This is a genomic window from Bacteroides clarus, from assembly GCF_015555825.1.
GTDB classification, from domain to species: Bacteria; Bacteroidota; Bacteroidia; order Bacteroidales; family Bacteroidaceae; genus Bacteroides; species Bacteroides clarus.
Map to the genome: position 1 here is coordinate 150,015 of NZ_JADNLF010000002.1, position 13,319 is coordinate 163,333.

A 13,319-nucleotide genomic window follows, 5' to 3' on the forward strand; every position below is an offset into this window, starting at 1 on the left:
TTATTAGGGACTGCAAAGGTACGGATATTTGGGAAGATTTGAATTATATGCAGGCAATTAATGATTGTCTTGCCGAAGCGCCCGGAGAGTTACTTTACTTACCGCGCAATCTTGGAACGGAAGTTATGTTTATAGAAATCAAAGTTTGATTCTTATAAACTAAAGCTTTATTCTTAGAAATGAAACTTCTGTTTTAAGATTGCATCGCATGAATAAAAACTTTGCGATACAAACAAAGTATGTTTGTATATAATCATCAAATAATTCCTAACTTTGCGAGAGATAAAAGAGGATGCCGGAATCGCATGTCTGCCATGGTTTTGACGCATCTTCCGGGTAATGATAAAAAACAGAATGGAAAGTATGAAAATAGGAGATAAAGTACGCTTCCTCAGTGAAGTAGGCGGTGGTGTCGTGACGGGATTCCGTGGAAAAGACATAGTATTGGTAGAAGATGCCGACGGTTTTGACATTCCGATGCCGGTGCGCGAATGTGTGGTGATTGAAACGGATGATTATAATATTCCCACTTCGGCTTCTAAAGCAGCCAAGAAGAGGGCGGAGGAGCAATCGGCGGCTCGTACGGTTGTTGCAACCTCAAAGCCGGCATCTTCCGCTTCGGGCTCCGGACAGCGGGTGGAGCGTCCGGTCGAACCCCGGGTATCCGTTTATCGTCAGCCGGAAATGAAGGGCGGTGATGTACTGAATGTATACCTTGCCTTTGTTCCGGAGGATATCAAGGCGGTAAGCACCACTCCGTTTGAGGCCTATTTGGTGAACGATAGCAATTACTGTATGTATTATACATATTTAAGCGCGGAAGGCAAGTCGTGGACTGTCCGTTCGCATGGTCTGATAGAACCGAATACAAAGCTTTTGTTAGAGGAATTTGAAAAATCGGAGCTGAATGACAGGGAGCGTGCAGCCGTTCAGTTGGTCGCTTTCAAGGACAATCGTTCTTTTGCCATGAAGCCTGCTGTCAATGTGGAAATTCGTATCGATACGGTGAAGTTCTATAAACTGCATACATTCCGGCAGACCGACTTTTTTGACACTCCCGCGCTTATGTACGATGTGGTGAAGAATGACGCTCCTGCCAAACAGGTTTACGTGTCGGCCGAGGATTTGCAGGATGCCCTGATGCAAAAGAAAACGGCGGATGTCCCGTCCAAGCCTCAGACTATCGTCAAGCGGGGCGGCAAAAATGAAATCATCGAAGTGGATTTACATATCGGCGAATTGCTGGATGATACGCGTGGCATGAGTAACAGCGAGATATTGAACTACCAGTTGGATAAGTTTCGCGAGGTAATGGAGCAATACAAGAATAAGCGTGAGCAGCGTATCGTCTTCATTCATGGCAAGGGAGACGGTGTGCTTCGCAAAGCCTTATTGGATGAGATGAAACGGAAATATACGGCTTGTAAGACACAAGACGCTTCTTTCCAGGAATATGGGTTCGGAGCTACGATGGTTACAATAAAATAAAACACGGAGTATGCGGAGTGGTCTGAAAAGCTGCATCGGTTTCTTTTTTCTTCTATGGACGGGGATTGTATTGCCGGGCGCCTGTACTTGTAAAGGCGGCGGTGGCATGATATCTGAAATGCGGGAATTCGATTCTTTTTTCAGTACTCATGTCGATTCTGTGGCAACGGCTCCGCGCAGGATGAGGACACAGGTCTTGCAAAGAATGAAGGCTGCGAAAGACAGTCTGGTACGGTACAACTATCTTTCCGTCGCTTTGAAAACCTGCCTGGCCACTTCCGATATCGATTCTGCGCAACTTTTGATTCGGGAGATTGAGGATTTTACCGGCAGACAGCCTTTCTCGCACCGGTTGGCCGATTTGCAGTCCGAATGTCTCAATATGAAGGGTAATATCTATTCGAGAAAAGGGTATATAGATTCCGCGGAAATTTGCTTCAAGAAAGCTTATGAATGGAGATTGCAGGGAACGAAACCGGAGACCGTTCCGGACATTCTGATAAACCTTGCCGATGCCAACAATCATTTGGGAAGGCTGGATATGGGTGTTTTCTGGTACAGGAAGGCACTGTTGATTTGTGATTCGCTGAATATGCCTTCGGATAGAAAGTTTCCCATCTACTATGGATTGGCGCAGGGATATATGACACTGCGCGACTATGAGCAATGTGACTACTATTCGGAACTTGCGGCTAAGAACTATGATGAGATGCTTCCGGATGAAAAGCATTTTTATCTGAATAATCGCGGAAACTCGTATTACTACCGGGGGGATTACGCTACGGCAATCGGTTACTTCAGGAAGGTGGTGGAGCTTGTGAAAGATTATCCTGATATGCGCTGGGGGCTTAATTTGAGTTACTTGAACCTGAGCGACTGTTTTCTTCAACGGAACGAAGCGGATTCGGCTGCCAAATATCTGGATTTGTGCGAGCCTTTCTTTAAAGAGATAGGTTCCACTACCGCGCTTTATTATATCGATACGCAGAAAATAGAGCTGGCTTTGCAGCGTAAAGACTTTGCGGAGGCACGGCGGTTGCTGACGGTGAGTAAAGCTTCGCCGGAGATAGACGCGGACATGATACATATCCGTAATAAATATTTGCAGCAATTTCACGAAGAAACCGGTAATTATCAGCGGGCATACGATTATCTGAAGAAAAATGACCGCTTGGACGACTCTATTCGCAATGAGCGTATAAGGATGCGTACGGCGGATTTGACTTTGCGTTATCAGCAGGACTCTACCTTGATGGCGCATAAGGTCTTGTTTCAGAAACAGGAAAACGAGGTGCTGGCATTGAGGCAAACTCGTCTCGTGACATTGGCGATTGCCGTTATAGCGTTCTTGATTGCCGTTTTTCTTTATCTTTATAATAGGAAGAAGCATGATTTACTGCTCGCTCAAAATCGCAGGACAGTCTCTACGCTCCGTCTTGAGAATATCCGTAACCGCTTGTCTCCTCATTTTATATTCAATGTCCTCAATCAGGAGGTTGTGAACCGTAGGGAAGAGGAGAAGCAGGAGTTGGCGTCATTAGTGAAACTGATGCGGCGAAATCTGGAACTGGCGGAACAGTTATGTGTCACTTTGTCCGAGGAGCTGGATTTTGTCGGAACTTATATCGACTTGGAACGCCGTTCGCTCGGAGCGACTTTCCGTCCGGATATTAAAATAGCGGAAGATGTGCATCCTGAACAGGTATGGCTGCCCTCTATGATGATACAGATTCCGGTGGAAAATTCCGTAAAACATGCGTTGAGAGGCAAGGAGGGAGAACGGAATTTATGGATTACCGTAGACCGGCAGGAGAGAGGCATTCGCATTAAGATAACGGATAACGGTGGCGGTTATCGTCCGGACAGCCGGCATAGAGGCACAGGTACAGGCATGAAAGTCATCATGCAAACGATTCAGATTCTGAATATGAAAAATAAGGAAGCGATTGACGTCGCCGTGCATAACGTGACTTTGCCGGGTGGCGAGGTAGGATGTGAAGTAACTTTTCTGTTACCGGATAAGTACGATTATAAAATCTAAGAATAGCCGCTTAGTTATGTTTTTAGGGGTGATAGAACGGGTTATGGATGAATAGTCTGTAAATGTCCGTTTCTGGTTTTGTATGGAAACAAGAAAATTTTTATATTCGCCAAAACAAAACATGGAATATGGACAAGTACAAAGTCGTTATAGTAGATGATGATGAAGTATCTCTTGAAAATCTGAGCTTTGAATTACGGAAAGATGCTCGCTTTTCTTTGGAAGGCACTGCACGAAACGGCAGGAAAGGGAAAAAGCTGATTACGAAAGTACAACCCGATTTGCTGTTTTTGGATGTGGAGATGCCGGATATGACGGGGCTGGATTTGTTGCAGGAGATGCGCGATAACGTGGCGTGGAATATGAGAGTCGTGTTTTATACGGCGTATGACAAGTATATGATACAGGCTATTCGGGAAGCTGCGTTCGATTATCTGTTAAAGCCTTTTGAAGAACAGGATCTGAAAGATATTCTGACGCGTTTCGTCAAACAGGTTGAAGCCGGCCAGCGGGTGTCGCTACCGGTAGGGAGTCCTGTGCACACCGGGCAGACTTTCATCGTTTTTACTCCGACTAATGATATGCGTGCCCTGCGTCCGGCGGAGATCGGCTTTTTCCGTTACTGCTCCGAACGCAAGCAGTGGGAGGTAATATTGAATAACCAGCCGCCTCTGACTTTACGCCGGGGAATGACTGCCGAACAAATTACTTTGTATTCTCCGTGTTTCGTACAAATACATCAATCGTATATCATCAATATAGATTATCTGATGCTTATACGGGATAATAAGTGCGTTTTATATCCGCCTTTTGACAAAGTTACCGAATTGCTTGTTTCAAAAAAATATAAGAAAGAATTACAAGATCGTTTCTGCTTGTGAAAGTAGGCCAATAACTGGTTTAGGAAGTTGATGTCGTCATTACTCTAACGATATTGACAAGCAAAAAAAGGGTACTGAACTAATCAGTACCCTTTTTATCTATTTTAAAATACATTTTCCGTATTTATCGGAAGTGAATGTTACTTCACTTCGATACCTTTGTTTTGCAACGTAACATTCAAAACTTTGGCATAGTCGGAATATTGCTTTTCGTTCAAAGTTCTTTTCATTAATTTCAAGTTACCGTAAACCGCGTTACGCAGCAACTTTTCCTGATTCTTCTTTGAGCTTGTAGCACGCGACATCTGCTCGTCGAAGTATTCACAGATATTTGTGACTTCTTCCTGCTGATTGGCGGACAAATTCAAATACTTACTCAATTTGTTTACGTTGATGTTACCTTCCCATCTTGCAGTTGTCGGTTGATTCCCTGCTGCAAATGTGCTGGCAGCCAGACATACTGCTGCCACTAATGTTAATCCTAAACGTTTCATAATACCTACTTTTTAATTGTTATACCTAAAAACTAATCTAATAATAAATCTAATACCTACTGAAAACAATTGTAAGCGCTTAGCTTTTTCTTTTTACCTATGCAAATATAGGAATATGTTTTATAACACAAAAATGAATAGAAGGAAAAGTGCGGGTTGCACCTTCATTTCTTGATTTACATCAATTAATGACTATGAAAATGAACAAAATCGGCTTTATTTTGTAATGCGGATGTAATATGAAAGACAAAACTGTGTTAATATGATAGTAAAATAGAGATATTGGTGTACAAAAAGATATGCTTGTCTGCTCCGGGGACGGCTTTCAATCTTCTATGAACATTAAATCACTCATAATGCTGTCTGATACAAAGATTCCCTTACGGGTAAGACAGAGGTGGCTGTCGCGTATTTCTAATTTTCCGCTATCGAGGTGCGGACACGCCATATTCATACAGTATTGCCATAGTTCCTTGCCGAATTCCCGTTCCAAATCATTCAGGGACAGTCCCCGCTTGGTGCGAATGGAGGTCATGATACATTCGTTATAGCGGGTGGTACGGTCTAAATATTCATTTTCGAACCGGCGGTGATTGTTTTCGATGGAATGTATGTAGTCTTCCAACGAGGATATGTTCCACTCACGGGTATCTGTGTTGAATGAATGTGCCGAAGGACCGCAACCCAAGTAGGGAATTCCCTTCCAGTAAGATGTATTGTGGCGGGAATACATGCCCGGACGGCAGAAATTGGATATTTCGTAGTGCTCGTAGCCGGCATTGCCAAGCGTGTCCATAAGGGTGGAGAAGAAGCGAAGGCTGCTTTCTTCGTCTACTTCGCGGATACGGTGCGTTTGCAGAAGTTCGTAGATGCGGGTGCCTTCTTCGTATGTCAGGTGGTAAGCGGAGATATGCTCTACGTCAAGGCTGACGGCTTGTTGCAAATCACGTTTCCAGCGTTCGTCCGTTTCGCCGGGAAGGCCGTAGATAAGGTCGATGCTTATATTGTTGAAACCCGCACGGCGGCAATGATGTACGGCATTGACGGCTTGCGTCGCGTTATGGCGGCGGTTCAGCAGTTTCAGGGTAGCGTCGTCAAAAGTTTGTATTCCCATGCTGATACGGTTGAAAGGCAATCGTTGCAGCATGACGGCGTATTCTTCGGTCAGGTCGTCGGGATTGGCTTCAAGAGTAATTTCCCGGCACTGCTCCATTCCATAGTATTTCCGGATGGTTTCAAATATTTCCCGGAAATCTTCTTCCGCAAGTTGTGAAGGGGTGCCGCCACCAAAGTAAATCGTTTCGACGGGCTCTTCTCTCAGATATTCTTTCCGTATTTGCAACTCTTTACACAACGCATGGATGTAGCGGCCTTTCAGTTCGCTACGGGTGGTGGAGTAGAAATCGCAATAAATGCAACGTGTCTTGCAAAAGGGAATATGGATGTAGATACCTGCCATGTGCCTGTAAGTTGGTTGGGGCGCAAATATACAATTTTTTTCTGCTTTGAATTGAGTGATTCTTAATCTTTGCCTGTATTTAATACTAAAATGGATATTGAAATGCGGAAGGACTGTGTTTTTTCCTTATATTTGTAGCGTTGTCACGGCAACGGAATCCAATTTACATTGTATGAAAAGCATAACACTCAGATATATAGTAGCACTTTTTGTTCTGTTGGTTTCTTATGCTCCTTACGCGCAGACATCTATATTCCGTGGCCTGTCCGTCACCGAGGGACTTTCCGATTTGGTAGTCAATGCTTTATACAAAGATTCGATAGGATATGTATGGATTGGTACGGGAACTTCATTAGAGCGTTTTGACGGCGTCCACCTGAAACGTTATCCTGTCTCAGGCAATAATGAAAAGTTGAAGCGTGTCAATGCCATTGCCGAAACGGAAGGTAACCAGATATGGATGGGAAATGGCATGGGATTGTGGCGCGTGAATCATGAGAAGCGCGAGCTGGATGCCATCGCTGCGGAAACAATCAAATGCGGTGTCCGTTCTTTGTTGGCCGACGGCAAGGGGGGACTTTACATCGGCAGTGAGGCGGGGCTGTTTATTTACCGGCAAGGACGGTTGGAACATATTCTGATAGACCCCAACGTATTATCCGCTGCCAATATCATCAACGGGCTGAGTTTCGGAGAAAACGGAATCTTATGGATGGCTACATCGAGCGGACTTTACTCGCTGGAATTGGAAAACCGGAAAATAGTTCCTTATTATTTCATTGTGGAAGACAAGCATATTTGCTCGTACACCAATATCGTCCGTATCGGTCCGGTTATCTATTTGGGTACGATGGGGCAGGGAATCGCTTGTTTTGATACCCGTACGCATAAGTTCGACTCTTATCTGGATGTAGGTTGCAATGTAATATCTTCCTTGTCTTGTGACGGGAAGGATTTGTTGTATGTAGGTACGGACGGCAACGGGGTGCACTTTATTTCTACGAAACAGGGCAGGATAGTCCGTTCTTTCCAGCATGAAGTCGGAAAAGGCGGTAGTTTGCGTTCCAATTCGGTGTACTCCCTGCTGGTGGATAGGGACGGGTTGATTTGGGTGGGTTTCTATCAATTGGGATTGGATTATACGCTTTATCAGAGCGAATTGTTCCGTACGTACAGTTATCCGCCTTATTTTGATACAAAGGATATGCCTGTAAGGACCATAACTTTCCGGGGAAGTGAAAAACTGATAGGTTCTCGTGACGGTTTATATTTTATTGACGAGCAGCGGGGAAGGTATGCCGGTTTCAGCGCTCCGCAGTTGCGTTCCAGTATGATTATTTGTAGTTATGCCTTTCAGGGGAAGTATTATGTCGGAACTTATGGCGGCGGGATGTATGTGCTGGATCCTGTAACATTGACCATTAGCGATTTTGAGCCTCGCGTGGCGCAACCTTTTGTCAAGGGGCAGATATTCTGTATTAAGTCTGATGCGGAAGGATGCTTATGGATAGGGACTTCTGTCGGCTTATTCCGCTATAAGGACGGCAGGATGCTGAACCATTATACGAGTGCCAACTCTAAGCTGCCTGAGGGGAATGTATATGAGATTTACTTTGATTCTACACGTAAGGGGTGGGTTTGTACGGAGAATGGCATGTGCATCTGGGACCCTTCTTCCGAAAGTTTAAAAGTGGATATCTTTCCGGAGGGATTTATTCATAAGGAGAAAATCCGTACCGTATTTGAAGATTCCGCGCATCAGCTTTATTTCCTGCCGGACAAAGGCCCTATGTATATATCCGATTTGTCGATGAATCATTTCCGCCATTTGCAGCCTAATACCTTGCTCGAGGGTAAGGATTGCATGTCTATGATAGAAGATGATGAGGGCTGGCTATGGATCGGTACCAGCAACGGCTTGTACCGGTATGACAAGAAGGACACGTTTATCCTGTATCATTTCATAGACGGGATTCCCAGTCCTATCTTTATATTCTGCCTGCCTGTAAAAGACGGGCAGGGCCGTATCTGGATGGGAAACTCGAAAGGGTTGATTTATATGAATACTCACGCCGAAGGAGAGTTTCTGCAACATAATCGCCCTTTGAGGATTACAGATGTCTTTGTAAACGGCAAACATCCGGTAGCGCCCGCATGGAATAAGGATAAGATGCGGGTGGATTTGGAAAATTCGCAAAATAATCTGACGGTTCGCTTTTCCGCTTTGAATTTTACCGATCCCAGTTATATGTCTTATGAGTGCAAGCTGGAAGGTAAGGAAGAGGGATGGCAGATGCTGATGGGACGGTCGGATATCACTTACTATGATTTGTCGTCAGGCAATTATTGCTTTAAGGTGCGGCGTGTCGGTGTGGCCGATTCGGAAATCAGTATGGCGGTACATATTGCTTATCCGGTTATGGCCTGGATTGTGGGGGCGGTTATTCTGATTGTCTTGTCGCTTTTGTGCGTTTTTTATTTTTACAGGCGGAGAGGGAAGTCAAAGAAAACGGTTGAGCCTTTGCCTGTTGCCGAAGTAGAGCCCAAGACTGCTGTCACGGAAGAAAAGTACAAGACCAGTAAAATCAGTCTTGAAGAATGCGAGCGTCTCACCGGGAAATTGGAGAATATCATGCATCGTGAGAAGGCTTATACAAATCCGGATTTGAAAGTGGCGGATTTGGCGGCTATGATAGGGACGTCCGCCCATACTCTGTCCTATCTTTTTAATCAGCATCTGAACCGTAATTACTATGACTATATCAACGATTACCGTATCGCTGAATTCAAACATTTGATTGCTAAAGATGAATACTCCAAATATACTCTTGGCGCGCTTGCCGAACTTTGCGGTTTCAGTTCTCGCGCCTCTTTCTTCCGTTACTTTAAAAAGGCCACGGGCATTACTCCCAATGAATACATTCGCAGTATCGGAAAAACGAATGAATAACCGTGGAATTTATTCTTGAAATGACTGCCGGAGTCTCAAATTATTAGTTGATACTGGGAGTCTCAAATTCTTAAATCTTTGTTTTATTGTGGTTTACGCTTGTTTTAGTCTAATAGGATTAAGCGAGATTTATTAGGCATGGTAGAATGATGTTATCTGTGTATGTATCTATATCTTTGCTTTCGTAAAACAAACGTAAACCCAAAAATCTGAGATATGGAAAACAGTACGATGACAACTTCTCAATTAATAGCCGATTCTTATGTAAGCTATCATAACCAGGTTTACCTGTATATATTACATAAGGTAAACTGCCGGGAAGAGGCCGAAGATTTATCACAGGATGTATTCCTGCGGTTAATGGAATACAAGCAGATGCTCCGTCCCGATACAGTGAAATTTTTTATTTATACCATTTCCCGCAATCTGGTGAATGATTATTTGCGTCGTTTTTATAAGAAGCAGGAAATTTCCTCTTATATGTACGATCATGCCGAAACTTGTACCAACGATACCGAGAGCCGTATAATATCTGATGATTTAGTCGCTTTGGAACAACGTAAACTCAGTGTCCTTCCCACTCAACGCAGGAAAATTTATACGATGAGCCGTTTTGAGGATAAGTCGATAGCGGACATATCTTCGGAATTGAACCTTTCACACCGTACGGTGGAAAACCACCTGCGTATCGGACGGCATGAGGTCCGTGAATATATCAGACAATGTATATAATAAATATAGCGTACTAACGAGAATGTTAATTTTAAATTATAAACGTATGAAAAATGATTTCTTGAAGTTCTCATCGAGAAAACTTTTCTTTTCAGCCATGCTGGTTACCGCATTGTCGGCAGGAGCTTCATTGCCTGCCTTTGCCGGGACTGCAGGTGTGCAATCCGTTATGCAGGCGGGCACGGTGAAAGGACTGGTCGTTGATGCGACAGGCGAGTCCGTAATTGGCGCCAGTGTACTTGAAAAGGGTACAACCAATGGAGTGATAACGGATATCGACGGTAATTTCACTTTAAATGTTTCTTCTCCGAATGCTGTTGTAGTCATCTCTTATATCGGTTACAAAACAGTGGAAATTCCGGCTTCAGACACAAAAGCTTTTCAGAAGATTGTAATGCGTGAAGATTCGGAAGTGTTGGCGGAAGTGGTAGTCGTAGGGTATGGCTCTCAGAAAAAAGAAACACTGACAGGAGCCGTTACAGTGGTGGATGATAAGATGTTGAAAGACAAAGGTGCCCTTTCCAGTCCCGCACAGGCTTTGCAGGGGCAGGTACCCGGTGTGGTGATTACCCGTAACTCGGCAGCGCCGGGTGATGAAAGCTGGAATATGAAGTTGCGCGGTTCATTCTCCAAGAACAATTCCGATCCGCTGGTGATTATCGACGGGGTGGAATCGGAATCATTCAGCCAGTTGAATCCGGCGGATATCGAGTCTATCAACTTCTTGAAAGATGCTTCCGCCGCTATTTACGGTAGTAAGGCTGCCGGTGGTGTAATTCTGATTCAGACCAAAAAGGCAAAGGCCGGTAAGGCGAAAGTGGAATATGGCGGTTCGGTAACTGCAAAGTTTGTCGGACTTCAGCCGGAACTGATGACCTTGGACCAATGGTGTAATGCCGTTACGCAAGCCCGACTGAACGACGGTTATAAACCGGAAGACGATACTTGGCTGCAATATACCGCTTTAGCTCAGGCAAACAAGGGGCATTATATTGATTTGGATAATACGGTGAATCCCTTTAATAATGCTTTTACCGATGTTGCGGACTTTGTATTCTTTGATACCGATTGGCAGAATATCCTGTGGGGTACGGCAATGTCTACCTCTCACGAGCTGAGCGTATCCGGTGGCGGTGAAAAGACGACTTATCGTTTGTCCGGCCGCTATATGTACGATGATAGTAATTTGAAATGGGGTAACAATAATAACCAGCGTTATAATCTCCGCTTGAATAATACTTTCCATGTGACGGATAAGTTTGATATAGAGTCCGTGCTTTCATTCTTCCGTCAGGATCAGGTAGCGCCTACACAAGTCGGTTCCGCGCTGACGGCTTCTACACAGCAGCCGGGTTTCCCTTCGTCTACAACAGATGGAAAGCCTTATGCCTGGGGTACATGGGGAGCGCCCAACTGGTATTGCGAACTGGGAGGCGACAATAAACTGAAAGTTACGGGTATTAATATCAGCGAGATGTTTAAGTATACTTTCAATGAACATTTTAATGCGGTAGCTACTTTGGGTTATAACACGAACAATGCTACACGGGATATACAACGGACATCTATTGATTGGTATAACTATGCCGGCACTAAAAAAGTAATGACTAATCCTCAGCAGGAAGAAAGCAACTATATCAAGAGCAACAGTCAGACAGACCTTTACACCCTTAATGCTTATGCTAACTGGAGTCGGACTTTCGCGGACAAGCACGATATTGCGGTGATGTTGGGTACGCAATATAGTTTTAAGGAGTATGACTATACCACAACCAAAGCTAAGAATATTCTGCCGTCATTGGATATAATCAATGGTATCGGAGAAGTGACTTTGGTTAATGATAACAATAAAGGACCGGAGAAATGGCAGGAAGCGTTACTTTCTTATTTTGCCCGCGTCAACTACGATTATCTTTCCAAGTACTTGCTGGAAGGTAACTTCCGTTATGACGGTTCTTCCAAGTTCCAACCCGAAAACCGCTGGGCATTCTTCTGGGGCGTATCGGCCGGCTGGCGTTTAAGCGAGGAGGCTCTCATTAAGAATCTTAATATCTTTGATGATTTGAAACTGCGCGTATCTTATGGTACGGTTGGTAATCAAGGCGGCATCGACCGTTACGATGGTATTCAGCTTTATAACTTCAATCAGAATAAAGGCGCTTTGATAGGAGGTGAAAAGATTTCCTATATCGATACAAACGGTAAGTTGCTCAGTATGGACCGTGAGTGGGAAACCATTCAGAATTACAATGTCGGTCTTGACTTCGGCTTGTTCGGTAACCGGTTGAAAGGAACGGCGGAGCTTTTCTGGAAAGTCTGCGAAAACATGCTGATTGATGTGTCTTACCCCGCAACGTTGGGCGATAAGGCTCCTACCGCCAATGTGGGTAGTTTTAAAGCCAACGGTTTTGAAGGAAACCTCAATTGGTCGGATAAAATCGGTAAAGTGGGTTACAGTATCGGTGGAACATTTACCTATACAACCAATAAACTGACCGACAATGGCGGAAGCGCAACGATTACGGACGGTGTACGTTCCGACCGTGAGGGTTATCCGTTGAATTCCGTATTCGGCTTGAAGTATGCAGGCAAAATCCGGAATGAAGAGCAATTGGAGAAATACCTTTACCGTTATACCGGCAATAATACCATCGATATGCCTACCAACCTGCGTTTGGGTGATAATATGTATGAAGATGTGAACGGTGACGGTAAGTTGACCGAGGAGGACTACGTTTATTTGGGAACAGATGACCCGAAAATCTCTTTCTCTTTCAATGGCGGACTGAACTGGAACGGCTTTGATTTCTCTGTCGTATTCCAGGGTGTGGGAGAGCGTACTATATGGCGTACCGGTAGTTCCAATAAAAGCAATGACGCATGGCGTATTCCTGTAATGAAGCCGCATCTGAACTCTCCGAATTTCTCGGTGGGAGATGTATGGTCGCCGGAAAATCCGGGCGCTTACTATCCGACTTATACGAATGTCGATCAGATTAATACTTATAACTACCGTTGTTCGTCCTGGTCGGTGGAGAATGGTAACTATCTGCGTCTGAAGAATATTTCTTTAGGGTATACTTTCCCGGCTAAATGGCTGGAGAAAACTAAGTTCCTGACTTATGCGCGTGTTTATGTAACGGGGTCGGATTTATGGGAAACCAGTAAGATACGTGACGGTTGGGACCCGGAAGCCTCGCGTGAGGTAACAGCTTACGGTCGCTACCCGTTTACGCGCAATGTTACGTTCGGTTTAAACTTAACTTTCTAAAAA

General features: G+C 44.5%; 8 protein-coding genes. 6 read left to right on the top strand and 2 right to left on the bottom strand.

Annotated elements, in window-relative coordinates; genetic code table 11:
* Window positions 1-363 precede the first annotated feature (363 nt).
* From I2F54_RS03225 to I2F54_RS03235, 3 genes are all read left to right on the top strand, one after another.
* Window positions 364-1,488, top strand: a complete 1,125-nt coding sequence (locus I2F54_RS03225) for a DUF2027 domain-containing protein (RefSeq protein ID WP_195500506.1) — start codon at window positions 364-366, stop codon at window positions 1,486-1,488.
* Window positions 1,489-1,498: 10 nt separating this feature from the next.
* Window positions 1,499-3,529, top strand: coding sequence for a tetratricopeptide repeat-containing sensor histidine kinase (locus I2F54_RS03230; RefSeq protein ID WP_195500507.1), 2,031 nt, complete (start codon window positions 1,499-1,501; stop codon window positions 3,527-3,529).
* Between the two features lie 128 nt (window positions 3,530-3,657).
* Complete coding sequence (locus I2F54_RS03235; RefSeq protein ID WP_022219813.1) at window positions 3,658-4,410, top strand: LytR/AlgR family response regulator transcription factor; 753 nt, start codon at window positions 3,658-3,660, stop codon at window positions 4,408-4,410.
* Window positions 4,411-4,550: 140 nt separating this feature from the next.
* On the opposite strand, the gene I2F54_RS03240 is transcribed toward I2F54_RS03235, so the two are convergent.
* Both I2F54_RS03240 and hemW read right to left on the bottom strand, forming a co-directional pair.
* Window positions 4,551-4,904, bottom strand: coding sequence for a hypothetical protein (locus I2F54_RS03240; protein ID WP_009122706.1), 354 nt, complete (start codon window positions 4,902-4,904; stop codon window positions 4,551-4,553).
* 325 nt (window positions 4,905-5,229) lie between these two features.
* Complete coding sequence (gene hemW, locus I2F54_RS03245) at window positions 5,230-6,363, bottom strand: radical SAM family heme chaperone HemW (RefSeq protein WP_195500508.1); 1,134 nt, start codon at window positions 6,361-6,363, stop codon at window positions 5,230-5,232.
* A 172-nt stretch (window positions 6,364-6,535) separates the two neighbouring features.
* Here hemW and I2F54_RS03250 point away from each other — a divergent pair, with 172 nt between their 5' ends.
* The 3 genes from I2F54_RS03250 (at window position 6,536) to I2F54_RS03260 (ending at window position 13,316) form a co-directional block, all read left to right on the top strand.
* Window positions 6,536-9,313: a two-component regulator propeller domain-containing protein gene (locus tag I2F54_RS03250; protein ID WP_087412923.1), complete on the top strand. Its 2,778-nt coding sequence runs from the start codon at window positions 6,536-6,538 to the stop codon at window positions 9,311-9,313.
* Between the two features lie 216 nt (window positions 9,314-9,529).
* Window positions 9,530-10,045: a sigma-70 family RNA polymerase sigma factor gene (locus tag I2F54_RS03255; RefSeq protein WP_195500509.1), complete on the top strand. Its 516-nt coding sequence runs from the start codon at window positions 9,530-9,532 to the stop codon at window positions 10,043-10,045.
* 46 nt (window positions 10,046-10,091) lie between these two features.
* Complete coding sequence (locus I2F54_RS03260) at window positions 10,092-13,316, top strand: SusC/RagA family TonB-linked outer membrane protein (protein WP_165357019.1); 3,225 nt, start codon at window positions 10,092-10,094, stop codon at window positions 13,314-13,316.
* Window positions 13,317-13,319 lie beyond the last annotated feature (3 nt).

Bases quoted from the DNA above. Each gene is read 5' to 3' on its own strand.
- I2F54_RS03240 (WP_009122706.1), bottom strand. From the start codon at position 4,904: ATGAAACGTTTAGGATTAACATTAGTGGCAGCAGTATGTCTGGCTGCC.
- I2F54_RS03250 (WP_087412923.1), top strand. From the start codon at position 6,536: ATGAAAAGCATAACACTCAGATATATAGTAGCACTTTTTGTTCTGTTG.
- I2F54_RS03230 (WP_195500507.1), top strand. From the start codon at position 1,499: ATGCGGAGTGGTCTGAAAAGCTGCATCGGTTTCTTTTTTCTTCTATGG.
- I2F54_RS03225 (WP_195500506.1), top strand. From the start codon at position 364: ATGAAAATAGGAGATAAAGTACGCTTCCTCAGTGAAGTAGGCGGTGGT.
- I2F54_RS03260 (WP_165357019.1), top strand. From the start codon at position 10,092: ATGAAAAATGATTTCTTGAAGTTCTCATCGAGAAAACTTTTCTTTTCA.
- I2F54_RS03235 (WP_022219813.1), top strand. From the start codon at position 3,658: ATGGACAAGTACAAAGTCGTTATAGTAGATGATGATGAAGTATCTCTT.
- I2F54_RS03255 (WP_195500509.1), top strand. From the start codon at position 9,530: ATGGAAAACAGTACGATGACAACTTCTCAATTAATAGCCGATTCTTAT.
- hemW (WP_195500508.1), bottom strand. From the start codon at position 6,363: ATGGCAGGTATCTACATCCATATTCCCTTTTGCAAGACACGTTGCATT.